Raw genomic sequence first — 15,692 nt, 5'->3', positions numbered from 1 at the left:
GGAGACATGCGTCCGCCATGAACGACGTTCAAAATCAGTTCCGTTTTTCCAGTATTCTCGACTATTGCCGGATGGGTGCTGTCCTCATCATGCTGTCGGTGTGTATCGGCAGCGTCTGCGCCCTGTTTTTGTGGCTTCTGGATGTCGTAACTGCTTGCAGGATCGCTCATCCGGTTCTGCTATTTGGCCTTCCTCCGGCTGGGGTGGCCGTCGGGCTATGGTATTTCTGGTTCGGGCGGGATGTGGAAGGCGGGGCAAACCTGATCGTGGACGAAATCCACGAGCCGGGGGCCGGGGTTCAACTCCGAATGGCGCCCTTCGTGCTGATCGCGACGGTTGTGAGCCATCTTTTCGGAGCGTCTGTCGGGCGGGAAGGGACCGCTATACAGGTTGGAGGCAGTCTGGCGAGTGCGACGGCGCGGCTGCTCAGACTTCGTTCTTCAGAACGCTGCGCCCTGCTGGTTTGTGGCATTGCTGCCGGATTTGGTTCCGTCTTCGGAACCCCCGTGGCAGGAGCGGTTTTCGCTCTTGAAGTTCTGACACTCGGTCGGCTTGACTACCGGTTTCTTCTGCCTGCGGTCATGACCTCTGTCATAGCCGATTGGTCCTGCCGGGCATGGGGTGTGCACCACGTTTTTTATCCTCTGATGTTTCAGGGAACACTGACCGCCGACGGCTCGCTGTTGCACGTTAATCCTGTGCTGGCTGCGAAGGTTGCAGGTGCGGCTGTTGTCTTCGGTTGCCTGAGCTGGATCTTTGCCGAGAGCGTGCATCGTCTGGCGGCGCTCATGAAAAAAAACTGTCCGAGATCATGGCTGCGCCCGGCCATTGGGGGGATTGCGACCATTCTTCTGGTGATGGTCGTTGGGAACAGGGATTATCTTGGGCTGGGCGTTCTTCCGGCAGAACCCAGTGGAGCGTCCATTGTCAGTTTTTTCGGGCCTGCATTCTATCCCTGGTCCTGGTTCTGGAAGCTGGTGTTTACGGTTGTTGTTCTGGCGAGCGGGTTCAAGGGCGGGGAAGTCACGCCTCTATTCTTTCTTGGGGCTGCGTCGGGCAATGCTCTTGCCCATGCGCTGCATATGCCGGTGGACCTACTCGCTGCTGTGGGGTTCGTGTCGGTCTTTGCTGGCGCGGCGAACACGCCTCTGGCCTGTACTCTAATGGGTGTGGAGTTATTTGGGGCAGCGGATATCGCCTATTTCGCGATCGGATGTTTCGTGGCCTGCGCTTTTTCCGGAAAGACCGGGATTTACCTCTCACAGCGGGTCGGGGCCATGACGCTGCGAGAGGCGCGAAGCAGAAACTGAGCGCTGTCTATGCTTTTCGTGAATGCTGGGTGAGAGCCATGACAAGAGCTGCGATCCATCCGATGATCGTCCAGCCCAGCAGGACCGTTATGATCGCAATTTTTCGTTGATCGACAGTATCGCGTTTGTAAGCGATCAGGATTGGGAGAAGATAAAGAGCCAGTCCAAAGCCGGCGAGAGTGACGAATAAGCTGCCGGATTTGGTCGATTTTTCCGAAACAGCGGTGTCGGAATCCGTTGCCGTAGGTCGGGCGACCGCAGATGATGGGGGCGGCGGGTTCTGCGGGGCGGATGCCATTGACGGTGGAGGCGCGCTAGCAGAACTCTGGTTTTCTCTGACCGAAGCAGCCTGTTCAGGCGTTATATAGCCGCTTTGGACAAGAAAAGCCGAGAGAGCTTCGGGAAACGGAAGCAGTTCTTTTTCTTTGACCGAGCAGCCGTGGCCATTCTGTTTTTCTGCGGCGGGCTTGAGATCACATAACGACAGCCCAAATCCGGACTCTTTCGTAGATTGCGCATGAGCCAGCATATCGCGCCAGCCTTCGGAGAATTTGCCCAGATTGGCCATGGTCGCGACCTCATAGGCCAGAAAACCATTCGGCTCGAAACGCCCGGATCGTATCCAGTTACGGCGCCTGTCTGCCAGATCTTTGGCAAGATAGTCCCGGTAGGCCGGATCGCGTGTCACGTTTTGCAGAACGCCATCATGATAACGCGAAATCACAACAGGTGCTTCCGATCCAGCATGCGATGCGAAGGCATAGAGAAAAGACTGATCAACGGTCAGGATCTCCTGCTGCCCATTCCCCGTGACATCTACAACCTCTGGCTCACCATCACCGTCCATGGATCCCAGTTCGAGATGCTGCCAGCGCCCGTTGGAACGCAGATCGAAAATGGAGGTGAGGGAGCAGCAATGCGCCCCACCCGTATAGGCGGAGACCATGACCTGCGGAAACGGTGAAGAAGCGTCAAGCTGCCGAAAAGACATTCTGAGCTGCGCCATGCCGTCGTCTTCCGTTCCGTAGGGCGTCAGCGGAAAAGAAGATGCGTGCGCCTGTGTGTCGCCGGGCGTGCGAAGTGTTAGAAAGGCCATGCTGCAAGGAGATGTCGGGCTGGAATTCGCATCCGCCCAGACGACGGGCACATTGCAGTTTGTTGTGTGTCTGACATCCAGTGCCGCGACAATACCCCGCGCGGAGAGGGTGGTATGGGATTTATTTTCCAACTCGGCATGAGCGAGGGGCTGAAGGGTGCGGTCGGGCGCTGCTTCCGCATGGGATGAAATAACCGTTAGCGCGACACCCACCAAGGCGCTTGCGAACACTCTGACGACCATGGCCGTGGGTCGTTTTTGCTTCGTATCGTACAATGTCTCGTCATCCCCGCAGTCAGACAGTTCTGAAGTATCTCCAGTAACGCTTTCAAACAGTTGCAGTTTTTACCAGACATTTCCTCAACAGCAAGGAAACGTGATCAGTCACAAAAGAAATAACAAGAACCTGTTGCTGAAAACAGCCTTCTCAATTCGGTTGCAGACGTCTGGATGGTTCTCCATTCCGGAGATGGAGGCGGTAAGATGTCGATCAGAACAGAAATTCTCAAATTGCAGGCATCATTCACATCGGTCTCCTCTCGGTTCCGGGGGGCGTCGAAAGCAGAAGCGTATGTGCGGAGCTGCTGGGCGAATGAAAACCCTATCCGGGCAGATCTGTTCGGGATGGACCGGATGCGGGTGCATGCTCACAGTCTGGCGGTCTCCCATGCCCGGACCGGGTTTGGCACTCATGGCAGCCCTCTGATTGCCCGTCTGAACGACAATGCACGAGTGTTGCAGGACGCCAATATCGTTCTGTCCCACGCATCGGAGCAGGGAAAGCAACTGACATCAGCAGCCGAATGGCTGATCGACAACTATTATCTGATGGATATGCAGATCCAGACCATTAAGGTCGAATTGCCTGTCGGATATTACCGTGACCTCCCGAAACTGGTGGATGGCGCGTTTTCCGGCCTGCCCCGCGTGTTCGAGATCGCCTGGGCGCTGGTGGCGCATACGGACAGCCATATCAGTACGGAAACGATCCGTGAGTTTCTCGAAACCTACCAGCAGACCCAGCCTCTGCTGATCCGGGAACTCTGGGCCGTTCCGATCAATATGCGCATCGTTCTGATCGAAAACCTGCGGCGTATTTCACAGAAGATCAGTGCTGACCTGAAAGCGCGGGAGAAGGCTGATACTCTTGTCGATGCCCTGACGGAAAACGGGGGCGCCAATGGTCCGCAGACCATGCAGGTTCTGGCCGGCGTTGAGATCCGCACGCTCTCGCGCGCTTTTCTCGTTCAGTTCGCCCATCGTCTGCGAGGACATGACCCGCAGAAGGACCCTGCTTTTCTGTGGCTTGACGGAGTGCTCCAAGAAAAAGGAACAGATCTGGAGACGATCGTTCATGAGGAGATGCAGGAGCAGGGGGGACTGAACGCGACAATCCGCAATATCATCAACAGTATCCGGCTCATGACGACGACCGACTGGAACGATCTGGTCGAGGATGTCAGCCTCGTCAGCAGGACGCTGGCGGCCCACGGCGAATTTGCCGGGATGGATCTGACGACGCGCCACCTCTACTGCCGGGCTGTCGAAAAACTCGCGAAAGGATCACAGTTCTCAGAATGTGACATTGCCACTCTGGCGGTTGCAAAAGCGCAGAACGCCCGCGTTGAATACCCTGCGGAGCCACGGCGTGCTGACCCCGGATATTATCTGATTGCGGAGGGACGTCCGGCTCTTGAGCAGGAACTCGGGTTTCGTGCGCCGTTGCGGGTTCAGGTCGGGAAGATCAGCCGCCAGCTTGGCATTACCGGCTACAGTATTGCGGTTACGCTTCTGACACTTCTTCTGCTGGCGGCGTTTCTGTCGCTCATGAACGGCTATCTGCCGGGACGCGCGTTCCTGCTTCTGCTTGTTTTGGGCTTCATCCCGGCTTCGGATGCCGTGGTTTCCGGAATGAACCGTTTTCTGATGTGGGCCATTACGGTTTCAGAACTTCCGGCGCTGGAACTCAAACAGGGCATTACGGCGGAGCTGAGGACAATGGTCGTGGTGCCGACCCTTCTGACGCACCGTCAGGCGGTCCAGGAAATGGTTGATCGTCTTGAAAAACATTACCTCGCCAGCCGGGACGGAGATATCTGTTTTGCGTTGCTGACGGACTGGACGGACTGGTCTTCCGAACACCGCGCCGGAGATGAAGATCTGCTGGATCAGGCCGCGCAGGGTATTGAGCGGCTGAACCGGATTTACGGACGGGTTGACGGAGCGATTGATGGTGCTCCCGACCGTTTCCTGCTGCTGCACCGTCGCAGGAAATGGTCGGAAGGCGAAGGCAAGTGGATCGGCTGGGAGCGTAAGCGTGGCAAGCTGCATGAGTTGAACCGTCTTCTGCGTGGGGCGCAGGATACGAGTTTCATGCTGCTTCCTGGGCAACGGATTCCAGAAGGAGTTCGGTATGTCGTAACGCTCGATAGCGACACGCGTCTGCCTTACGAAGTGGTCCGGCGTCTGGTCGGTAAACTGGCGCATCCTCTGAATAAGGCGAGCTTCGATCCGGAGCGGGGTGCTGTCGTGGAAGGCTACGGCATCCTCCAGCCGCGCGTGACGCCCTCTCTGCCGAAGGCGCGGAGCAGCACGCTGTTTCAGCGGGTTTTTTCCAGCCCCAACGGGATCGAACCTTACACCGCCGCTGTTTCTGACCTGTATCAGGACATGTTTTCTGAAGGCTCATTTGCCGGAAAAGGGATCTACGACATCGATGCGTTCGAGGCTGCGTTGGCCGGACGCGTGCCTGAAGGAACACTGCTGAGTCATGACCTGTTTGAAGGCGTTTTCGCCCGCGCCGGGCTTGTAACCGATATTGAGGTCATCGAAGAATTCCCGACGGACTATCTGGTTTCAGCTTCCCGCCTGCACCGGTGGGCACGGGGGGACTGGCAGCTTCTGCCATGGATTTTTTCATGGATGGGACGGCTTCCGACGATCGGTATATGCTCAACGCCTATGACGGGTATCGCGCGCTGGAAAATGCTCGATAATCTGCGGCGCAGTTTGTCCGCACCCATGGCCGTCGCGGCCCTGTTCGCAGGTTGGATGCTGGGAGGCCATGATGCGTTCGTCTGGACGATGTGCATTGTTGCAACCGTCGCCATTCCCGCCATTCTGCCACTGCTGATTGACGCGTTTCGCTTCCGACAGGGAGAAACGCTTGACAGTTATCTGGCCCTGCTCGGCACAGACCTGAAACGCACCGTTCTGACCACCGCGCTCTGCCTGGTGTTTCTGGCCGATCAGGCATGCCTGATGGGAGATGCGATCGTTCGCACACTTGCAAGGGTGTTCGTCACACGGAGGCATCTCCTGCAATGGGTGACGGCGGCACAGGCTGCCGAGGCACCACGGGAAAGCCTGATGGGATATGTGCGCCAGATGGGCGGAGCCATCCTTCTCGGCGCTTTCGCCTTTGTCCTGATGCCTCTGATGGCTCCTCTTGTGTGGATTGTGATTCTGCCATTTGCCTGTGTTTGGGTTCTGTCGCCGGTTTTTGCCTGGAAGACGAGCCAGTACAGCGTCTCAGCCCGCAGGCTTGAAGCAACCGTGGACGAAACGGCTGTTCTGCGCCTTCAGGGGCGGAGAACATGGAAGTATTTCGAGACTTTCGTCACGGAATCGGATCATTTCCTGCCACCCGACAATTTCCAGGAAGAGCCCGCTGCTCTGCTTGCACGCAGAACATCGCCCACGAATATGGGACTGTATCTTCTATGCGTTGTCGCCGCGCATGATTTTGGCTGGATTGGCATGGCGGAAGCGGTGGAGCGCGTGGAGGAAACGCTCACGACGATGGCCCGTCTGCCGAAGTATCGGGGCCATTTCTATAACTGGTATAGCACGGAAGACCTTTCCGTTCTCGCACCGGTATATGTCTCGACTGTCGATAGCGGCAATCTGGCAGGCCATCTGATCACGCTGGGCCGGACCTTTGTGGAATGGGAGCATAAGGGCCGTTCGCCTGACGGCTGGAGACGGGGTGTTCAGGACGCTCTGACTCTGGCTCAGGAAGAACTGTCCGCGAATGGTAACGCTTTTCGTATGACCAGCATTGCGCAGGATATCCGGTCGCTGCTGCATGAGTTGCTGGAGAATGCTGCCGGGCAGATTTTTGTAGAACAAAAGCTGATGGCTCTTGTCGCGCGTGCGGGGGAAGCAGCGCAGTCTCTGAACGGGAGCAGAGGGCAGAAGGTGGCTGACAGGGATATTGATCTGGCAGGAGGAGTAGAGGGTGTCCTCTTCTGGTTGCAGGCTGCACAGAACACCATCCGCAGCGATCAGAGAGACGGCGCCACCGTACAACAGACAGCCGGATTGTTGCGGGAACTGGCCGAGCAGGCCCGGACAATGGCGCTTGATATGGAGTTTGGCTTTCTCCGTAATCGTGAGCGTGGTCTGCTGTCGATTGGGTACGTCGTCAATGACGGGGTTCTGGACGACAATTGCTACGACCTGCTTGCGTCTGAAGCACGGCTCGCTTCGTTCTTCGCGATTGCGAAAGGCGATGTTCCTGCCCGGGACTGGTTCCGGCTGGGGCGGCCTGTTGCTGCCGTAGCGCGGGGAGAGGCCCTCGTCTCGTGGTCGGGCTCCATGTTCGAATACCTCATGCCCTCTCTGGTTATGGCGGCACCGTTCGACAGTCTTCTGGAGGGGACCAGCCGACAGATCGTCAGGCGTCAGATCGAATATGGACAGGCGCGCGAAACACCTTGGGGCATCTCGGAATCAGCCTATAACGCCCGGGATCTGGACTATAATTACCAGTATTCCAACTTCGGCGTACCGGGTTTAGGGATGAAGCGGGGGCTTGCGCAGAACCTCGTGATCGCGCCCTATGCGACGGCGCTTGCCGCTATGGTCAATGCCCGTAAAGCCGTGGCGAATTTCGTTCGCCTGAAGGCGCTCGGAGCCCAGGGGGCATTCGGTTTTTACGAGGCCCTGGACTACACGAAAGAACGTCTGCGGCCCGGAGAAAATCCTGCGATCATCCGCTCCTACATGGCGCATCATCAGGGCATGTCCATTCTGGCGTTTGCCGATACCATTCTGGATGGAATCATGCGCAGGCGGTTTCATGCGGAGCCCATGATGGGGGCTGCCGAGCTTCTGCTTCAGGAACGTGCGCCGATCGGCGGGGCCATAACGCGTCCGCTAAAGGAAGAGAAACTGCTCCCGCCTCCGGCCTCTACGGGACAGGCTCCCGGCGGACGGCAGATCACGCTGGACGTGGATGCCCCTCCCGTGACGCATCTTCTGTCCAATGGTCGCTACAGTGTCATGCTGACCGCTGCTGGGTCGGGCTACAGCCGCTGGAACGGGCAGGCGGTGACGCGCTGGCGTGAGGATGGAACGCTCGATAACTGGGGATCTTATGTCTATCTGCGGGATATCGGACGTGGCCGTGTATGGTCCGCCGGTTTTCAACCCTGCGGGGTTCCGGCAGATCAGTGCAGCGTTGAGTTCCGCGAGGATCGCGCCACGTATCTGCGGCAGGATGGAGAGCTGACGACGACGATGGATGTGCTGGTTTCTGCGGAGGACGATGCGGAACTGCGTCGTGTTTCCGTCAGGAATACGGGTCAGGCGACTGTTGAGATCGAGGTGACGTCCTATGTCGAGCTGGCGCTGTGCCCGCCGGAAACCGACCTTGCCCATCCCGCTTTCGCCCGCATGTTCGTGCAGACGGAATATCTTCCCTCACAGCGCGCCATTATTGCCACGCGCCGCCGCCGTAGTCCGGGGGAGCAGGAAATCTGGGCGGCATGTCTGGTTGTGGGGGGCGGAACTCTCTCCATCGAGACGGACCGCGCACGGTTTGTAGGCAGGGGCCGTAATCTTCGGGCGCCCCTCGCGTTGCAGGGAGCTTCGGAACTTTCGGGTAGTACCGGTACGGTGCTGGATGCGACTTTTGCAGTGAGGTGCAGACTGGCGGTCCCACCACGGGCCACACGCCGGGTGTCGTTCTGGACGATCGTCGCTTCGACGCGGGCGGCGTTGATGGACAGTATCGAGCGGCATCAGGATGCGGCGGATCTCGAGCGCGCGCTGACGCTGGCCTGGACGCATGCACAGGTCCAGTTACGGCATCTCGACATCCGTCCCACTCAGGCAGATCTGTTTCAGAAGCTGGCGAGCTTCCTGCTTTACGCGGGCCCGACACTGCGGGCATCTCCTGAACGGATCCGGCGTGGAGCCGGGCGGCAGACCGATCTGTGGGGGCAGGGTCTGTCGGGCGATCTTCCGATCCTGCTGCTTGTCGTGAGTGAAAGCGAGGACTTCGAGCTTGCCCGTACGGTGCTCAGAGCACAGGAATATTTCCGGATCAAGGCATTGGCCGTGGATGTGGTCATCCTGAACGAACATCCGACATCCTATGCGCAGGATCTTCAGCAGGCGCTTGAAACGCTCGTCAGATCCTCCTCGGTGGGCGGCGGGGCCGGAGGCGTTCATCTGCTGCGGGGCAGCCTGATGTCAGGTGTCGTGAAGGAGCTTCTGTACTCTGCTGCGCGTGTGGTCCTTCCCGGAAAGGGAGGGAGTCTGCAATATCAGATCACCCGCGCCGAAACGATCCGGCATGACAGGACAGCTTTGACGAAAGAGGCGCTCTTCCGGCCTTATCGGGCTACAGGCGAGGCTCCTGCTCTTCCGGAACTCGAACTTTCAAATGGATATGGAGGATTTACGGCCGGGGGGACGGAATATGCCGTGATCCTGCGGGGCCGCCGCACCACGCCGGCGCCGTGGATCAACGTGATCTCAAATCCACATTTCGGGTTTCAGGTCTCAGCAGAAGGAAGCGGCTATACATGGTCTGAAAACAGCCGTGAAAACCAGCTCACACCTTGGAACAACGACCCCGTCAGCAATCCGCCGGGAGAGGCTTTTTATCTGTGCGATGAGGAAAGCCGGGTTTTCTGGTCGCCTGTGGCAGCGGTTTACCCTGATGAAGCGGCGGTCCATGTTGCGTATCATGGCCGCGGTTACAGTCGGTTCGAACGGGTTGCGAATGGGATCGCCACGACGCTGATACAGTATGTGCCACGGGAAGATCCGATCAGGATTTCAAGGCTGCGTCTGGTGAACCAGACGTCTCGGACGCGGACTCTGCGCATGACGGCGTATGTGGAATGGGTGCTTGGTCGCGCCCGGATGTCTGCGGCTCCTTTCGTGTTTTCGGAAACCGATGCTGAAACGGGTGCCGTATTCGCCCGGAATGTATGGGGAGATACGTTCGGCGACCGTGTTGCATTCGCGGATTTCGGGGGACGTCAGACCTCCTGCATGGATGACCGGACGGCATTTCTTGGACGTTACGGAAGTCTGTCCGCCCCTCGGGCGATTATGCTGGGAAGTGATCTTCCGGGTCTTGTCGGTGCAGGCGTCGATCCCTGCGTGGCCTTGCAGACGGTTATCACTCTGGCGCCGGGTGAGGAGACGGAAATCGTTTTCCTTCTGGGGCAGGGACAGAATCTCGAGCAGGCCCGCAAACTGATCGCGCAATACCGGGCCGCAGATCTGGATGATGTTCTGGAGGATGTGAAGCAGAGCTGGCGTTCTGTTACAGAAGCCATTCAGGTCCGCACGCCTGACCGGGCGATGGACATCATGCTCAACGGCTGGCTGCTGTATCAGTCCCTGTCGAGCCGTATCTGGTCGCGGGCCGGGTTCTATCAGGCAAGCGGTGCGTATGGGTTCCGCGATCAGCTTCAGGACGGAATGTCACTTGTGACTTCTGCGCCTGCATTGGTCAGGGAACATCTGCTCCGTGCAGCATCGCGGCAGTTTGTTGAAGGCGATGTCCAACATTGGTGGCTGCCCCAAAAGGGTAACGGCGTGCGGACGCGCATCTCCGATGACTGTGCGTGGCTGGCCTTTACAGTGGCGCAATATGTGCGTGTCAGTGGAGATCGGAGCGTTCTGGACGAAGAACTGTCTTTCCTTGATGCTCCTGTGCTGGCGAATGACGAGCATGAACGCTTCCTTCAGCCCTCAACGACGGAAAACCGGGCCTCGCTTTACGAACATTGTGCTTTAGCGCTCGATCACAGTCTGACATGGGGTGCGCATGGTCTGCCGCTCATGGGCACTGGCGACTGGAATGACGGGATGAACCGTGTCGGCGAAGCCGGTCGGGGAGAAAGCGTATGGCTCGGCTGGTTCCTGTCCTCGGCGCTTAAGGCGTTTATTCCTCATGCGGAAGCCCGTGGCGATCAGGCCCGTCTGGAGACATGGCATCGGGCGCTTGAGGAACTCAAGATCGGGCTGGAGAACGCCTGGGACGGGGAGTGGTATTGCCGAGCCTATTTCGATGATGGATCGCCGCTGGGCAGCCATCTCAATCGGGAAGGGCGGATCGATGCGATCGCGCAGTCATGGGCTGTGATCTCAGGGATCGGAGACTCCGAGCGGGCAAGATCGGCCATGCAGGCGGTCCGGGAGCAACTCGTAAGGCTGGATGACGGAATCATCATGGTCCTCACGCCGCCCTTCGATAAATCCGAGCCTGACCCCGGCTATATCCGCGGTTATCCGCCAGGTGTTCGGGAAAATGGCGGGCAATACACCCATGCGGCACTCTGGACCGTCATGGCAACAGCCCTGCTGGGAGACGGCGCCGCTGCCCATGCGATGTTCGCCACCATCAATCCGGTCCATCACGCCCGGAACGAGGTAGCGGCCGGGTGTTATAGACTGGAGCCGTATGTTGTGGCGGCGGATGTCTATTCCGCAGCACCACATGTCGGGCGGGGTGGATGGTCCTGGTACACAGGTTCGGCGGGATGGATGCAGCGCGTGGGAACGGAAGTTCTGCTTGGTGTGCGGGTCGAGGAAGGCAAACTGCTTCTCTCGCCCTGCATTCCGCCGGAGTGGCCGGGCTTTGAAGTGGTGCTGCGCTGGAAGACCGCCACCTATCGGGTCGAGGTGAGCAACCCGGATCAGATCAGCCGGGGTATGTTGGATGTTCGGGAGAACGGAAACCTCTTGGGAAATGAAGAACCAATTGTTCTGACAGATGACGGAGCGGTCCACCTGATTGAGGTTGTCATGAAAAGAAATTGAAAAATCAGTCAGTTGCGCGGAGCGGGATGATCCATTAACACCGGCCGCTCCCGGAACTGACGTCATGAGACCGGCCGCTTTTGAAATATTTTCTGTCCTTTCCCATTCTGTCCCTTATTTTTTCCATGTCGGCTGGAGCGGAGACATGCCCGGCTCTGTTCGCGGAGGGACAGCCCCCATCGATCCTGCGGGAAACGGCGCGGATCGGCACGGTTCAGCTTTGCAACTCCGGGTATGCCGTTCTTGTCTCAGAAGCGACCAAGGGGCCGCTCTGGTCTGCGGAGGACCTAACGGAAGAAAATCTGGAGATTGCGGATCGCACGCGTCGGCAGGGGAGCTTTCTTGCTGATGAGCGTTTTTCCTTCAGTATGCGGGCTACTCTGAACGACTATCGGTCGTCAGGCTATGACCGGGGGCATATGACGCCCAGTGGTGACGAAGCCGGGCTGATGGCGCAGCAGGAGTCATTCCTGCTGTCGAATATCGTCCCGCAGACAGCGGAGCTGAATCGTGGTCCGTGGGAAGGCGTTGAAAGTGCTGTCAGGGGTTGGGCGCGGCAGGAAGGTGAAATCTTTGTCGTCACAGGGCCGGGTTACGATCCGGATGATGTGCGGACGATCGGGAAGGGGCGTATTCCGGTTCCTGCGGTAACGTGGAAGGCCATTTACGATCCCGCAGTCAACGGAACGGGAGCATATGTGTGTTTGAACACGCATCGTCCGACGTGCCGGATTACCAGTGTGGCGCTGCTGACGCAGTTGGTAAATATTGATCCTTTCCCGGCACTTCCTGCCAACATCAAAGATCATGTCAGCGCCATGCCCCCGATCCGGGAAACGCCTGAATCGCTCTCGAAACAGCCGCAGGCGCGTGAACTTTTGCGGGAATGGGGATCGAAAGCCGCACAGAAAGCCCTCAAAGCTCTCGTGAAAGCGCTTGTGCCTTGACTGAAACACTACTCCTGAAAACAGGGCCGTATACTGTTGTGTTTCAGACTATGACTGTGAAGATTTTATGAAAAGCAGAAACGTCATAACTAAAAATTTATTAAATGGATTAAGGCAGGAGACAGAATAACGGAATCCGGGATTTATGTTTCATTTTGACCCCTCCTCGGCGGTATCGCTCGTTGCGCTATGCCTCTGCTTTGTTCTGGTCTGTGTGTTTGAATTTGCCAATGGCTTTCATGACACGGCCAATGCTGTTGCAACCGTCATCTATACCAATTCGCTCAAGCCGACTGTAGCAGTCGTCTGGTCCGGATTGATGAACCTGCTGGGTGTGATTCTGGGTGGCATTTCCGTCGCTTACGCGCTGGTGGAGCTTCTCCCGCCGGATGTGCTTTCGCCTCCGAGCGGAAATCCGGCTGTTCCAATGCTGGTGGCTCTTTTCGGCACAGCTCTGGCCTGGAACCTGATGACATGGTGGTTCGGAATTCCGAACTCTTCCTCGCATTGCGTTATTGGCTCGCTGGTCGGCATTGCCATCGGTGATTCCTTCGTTCACGCTCGTGAACTGGGACATAGCGTGGACTGGAGCCAGATCTGGAAAGTGCTTCGTGCACTGGCCGTGTCGCCTCTGCTGGGGTTTGTGGGCGCGCTCCTGCTGTATTTCCTCATCCGTTCGCTCGTGAAGATGCCGGAAATGTACAGGGCGCCGACGCCCGAGCAGAAGCCGAACCCGATCGTACGCGGTGTTCTGGTTCTGACCTGCACGCTCGTCAGCTTTTCGCATGGCAGCAACGACGGTCAGAAGAGCATCGGCCTGATCATGCTGACGATCATCGGCATCATGCCCGCGACCTTTGCTCTGAACCCGGCTGCTCCGGTCAGCATCCAGCAGATCCGTCAGGACGCGCAGCAGGCTCTGCCGCTGGTGACGCAGTATGACCGGTATTCCTTCAAGGAAGATGCCATCGCGTCGATCAACCGTCTGTCACAGACGGATGGCCCTTCCGAGGTGCCCGCTGAACTGCGCGGTGATGTGTATCAGGTTCTGTCCGGCCTTCGCTCTGTCGCCGCTAACCCTGCTGCGTCAGATGCTGAAAAGAAACAGGCCGCCCGTCTCGCATCCGAACTCCGCCCGACCGTTGAATACGCTCCGGCCTGGGTGCGTCTGCTGAGTGCGCTCTGCCTCGGGATCGGCACGATGGTCGGCTACAAGCGCATCGTCCGGACGCTGGGTGAAGGTATTGGAACAACGCATCTGACGCCAGCACAGGGTGCGGCTTCGGAAGTTGTTGGTGCGGGCCTGATCATGACGGCGGGCTATACAGGTCTTCCGGTTTCTACAACGCATATCATCACATCCGGCGTGGCTGGAACGATGGTGGCTGCGGGATCGGGCATCAACAAAAAGATGCTGAGCAAGATCGTGATGGCCTGGCTGCTGACACTGCCGGTGACGGTCTGTGTGGCGGCGACGGTGTTCTACCTTCTCGCCTGAAATATCTTCATCAAAGGCCGGAGCTTTCATGCTTCGGCCATGACGACAAAGGGACGCGGTGTTATCGCGCCCCTTTGTCGTTTCAGGGCTGCGGTTTTACAGCGCCCGTTCCGGCATCGAGAAACAGAGGGGTCAGTCTGGGCTTGCGATTGAAATCGAACAGATCTTCGAGGGAATTCGCGTCCGCATCGAAAGAGCCTTTGCCCAGTCTCTCGCCCTGAAGCCAATTGTCTTCAATGAAGCGGGGGATAGAGGACTGGGTCAGGAAGACATGACTGACATAGTTCGTCCGCGCCCAGGGCGAGAGTACCAGCAGGGGAGTTCGTGTCCCCGGCCCGCACCGCCCATTCACTTCAGTGCCACGAACCCCTTGAGGGCGTGCTGCAGTTCCGCACTGTCCCGGCCCGTCAAGTTGATCAACTTCGGGATCGGTGGAGCCATGACGGGGAGGGACGAAGGCATGGTCGTACCATCCATCTGAGTCATCGTACGCGATGAAAATAGCGGTATCGCGCCATTCCGGTCGGGTCTGGATGAAATTGACGAGTTCAACGACGCCCTTCTGCTCATCCAGCGGGTCCGAATAGCCCGCATGACCGTCCTGCCAGGCGGGCATCTTCACGAAAGAAACGGCCGGAAGGTTTCCTGCTTTCGTTGCAGCAAAGAAATCCTGAAGATCGTATTCGTGGTTGGCGGGGTCCGGTTGGCCGTTGTCGGGGCGCACACTGTGTCCGATGGCAGCTACGGAAGATGGCCGTGCATGGGTCGGATTGGCCGTGCTGGCGTAATACTGGAACCAGTTATGGTGCGGGATGTAATCCGCCACAGTCTGGCTGACGGTCGGGGAGAGAGTCTGCCGCTGGCACCCTGTCGAGCCATCGGAATTGTGGAGTGAAAGGTCGAATCCCCCCATGAAGCCACCCCAGGTAATTCCATGCCTGTTGAGCAGATCCCCGATATTCGGCCCGGTCATCCGGACCTGATTGTTCGGGGTAGAGCAGACATCGTCGGCGGGATCAATGTCATTGATCATGGTCCAGCCGCCCTGTCCGTCTCCGACATAAGGCGATGCGGCATGCAGTGTTGAAGGCTTCTGCGTCGTGGTTTTGATCTGGAGACCGTTGGTCTGGCCGGACACCACTTCCAGCGCGCCGGGCGTGGAGGGACCGTATGTGTCCGTATAGGCCGCATCGCTCATGGCAAAGCGCTGTGCATAGCGCCACATTGCCGTGACGGTGTTGCCGTCGAAATAACCCATAACTTCCCCTCTGGTGCCAAATGCACCAACGCCACCAGGCAGTCCGCGACCGGTATAGCGTGGGAACAGGTCGGATCGTCCATGATCGTAGGCCCGCTGTTCGGCCGTGTAGCCGTGGTTCTGGTCAGCTGTAGCGGCCTGTGTGCGATCCAGTCGGAAGGGCAGTGAGGCGTCCCGGCCATTGCCCAGGATCGTGTTGGGATTGTGTCTCAGCAGATCTGCCGTAGCGAGCGTATCGACACGCGGTGTCTCCGCTAGGGCATGGAATTCGGGCTCGCCGGCAAGGTTGGCAGCCTTCGGGTATGTTCCGAAGTAGTGATCGAAAGAGACGTTTTCCTGATAGATCACGACCAGATGTTTAATGGGTGTCTTGGTCGGAGGGGACGTATCGGCTGCATGAATGGCAAACGGCCATGTCAGGCACAGACCGATCGCCGCAACAGGAATACGTAAAGGAAGGTTCGTCATCAAAAAGTGATCCGCCGCTGAAAAATCCGGAATTCGGAGCTTTCCT

General features: G+C 58.1%; 6 protein-coding genes. 4 read left to right on the top strand and 2 right to left on the bottom strand.

Going from position 1 to position 15,692, the window contains the following annotated elements; genetic code table 11:
- Nucleotides 1–17 precede the first annotated feature (17 nt).
- Nucleotides 18–1,310: a voltage-gated chloride channel family protein gene (locus ABDK74_RS02665; RefSeq protein ID WP_408874455.1), complete on the top strand. Its 1,293-nt coding sequence runs from the start codon at nt 18–20 to the stop codon at nt 1,308–1,310.
- A gap of 7 nt (nt 1,311–1,317) precedes the next feature.
- Here ABDK74_RS02665 and ABDK74_RS02660 read toward each other — a convergent pair whose 3' ends face one another.
- Nucleotides 1,318–2,649 (bottom strand): superinfection immunity protein, encoded by a 1,332-nt coding sequence (locus ABDK74_RS02660; RefSeq protein ID WP_346002602.1) that lies wholly within the window; start codon nt 2,647–2,649, stop codon nt 1,318–1,320.
- 240 nt (nt 2,650–2,889) lie between these two features.
- On the opposite strand from ABDK74_RS02660, the gene ABDK74_RS02655 reads away from it, so the two are divergent.
- The 3 genes from ABDK74_RS02655 to ABDK74_RS02645 all read left to right on the top strand — a co-directional run bounded on the left by ABDK74_RS02655 (nt 2,890) and on the right by ABDK74_RS02645 (nt 13,920).
- The gene (locus ABDK74_RS02655; protein WP_346002601.1) at nt 2,890–11,475 is read left to right on the top strand and encodes a GH36-type glycosyl hydrolase domain-containing protein; all 8,586 of its coding nucleotides are present in this window, start codon (nt 2,890–2,892) and stop codon (nt 11,473–11,475) included.
- Nucleotides 11,476–11,600: 125 nt separating this feature from the next.
- Nucleotides 11,601–12,422 carry a DNA/RNA non-specific endonuclease gene (locus tag ABDK74_RS02650; protein WP_346002600.1) on the top strand — a complete coding sequence of 274 codons (822 nt, stop codon included), beginning with the start codon at nt 11,601–11,603 and terminating at the stop codon, nt 12,420–12,422.
- A gap of 145 nt (nt 12,423–12,567) precedes the next feature.
- Nucleotides 12,568–13,920 carry an inorganic phosphate transporter gene (locus ABDK74_RS02645; protein ID WP_346002599.1) on the top strand — a complete coding sequence of 451 codons (1,353 nt, stop codon included), beginning with the start codon at nt 12,568–12,570 and terminating at the stop codon, nt 13,918–13,920.
- A gap of 82 nt (nt 13,921–14,002) precedes the next feature.
- Here the strand turns inward: ABDK74_RS02645 and ABDK74_RS02640 are convergent, their stop codons facing one another.
- Nucleotides 14,003–15,646: an alkaline phosphatase family protein gene (locus tag ABDK74_RS02640; protein WP_346002598.1), complete on the bottom strand. Its 1,644-nt coding sequence runs from the start codon at nt 15,644–15,646 to the stop codon at nt 14,003–14,005.
- Between the last annotated feature and the right edge of the window lie 46 nt (nt 15,647–15,692).

This window comes from Gluconobacter sp. OJB, from assembly GCF_039638275.1.
In the GTDB taxonomy this organism is placed as follows: domain Bacteria; phylum Pseudomonadota; class Alphaproteobacteria; order Acetobacterales; family Acetobacteraceae; genus Gluconobacter; species Gluconobacter cerevisiae.
Note: the sequence above shows the minus strand (reverse complement) of the source record. Positions and strands in the feature narration are given on the sequence as shown.

Coding starts and splice junctions, on each gene's coding strand:
- ABDK74_RS02665 (WP_408874455.1), top strand. CDS start 18: ATGAACGACGTTCAAAATCAGTTCCGTTTTTCCAGTATTCTCGACTAT.
- ABDK74_RS02660 (WP_346002602.1), bottom strand. CDS start 2,649: ATGGTCGTCAGAGTGTTCGCAAGCGCCTTGGTGGGTGTCGCGCTAACG.
- ABDK74_RS02655 (WP_346002601.1), top strand. CDS start 2,890: ATGTCGATCAGAACAGAAATTCTCAAATTGCAGGCATCATTCACATCG.
- ABDK74_RS02650 (WP_346002600.1), top strand. CDS start 11,601: ATGTCGGCTGGAGCGGAGACATGCCCGGCTCTGTTCGCGGAGGGACAG.
- ABDK74_RS02645 (WP_346002599.1), top strand. CDS start 12,568: ATGTTTCATTTTGACCCCTCCTCGGCGGTATCGCTCGTTGCGCTATGC.
- ABDK74_RS02640 (WP_346002598.1), bottom strand. CDS start 15,646: ATGACGAACCTTCCTTTACGTATTCCTGTTGCGGCGATCGGTCTGTGC.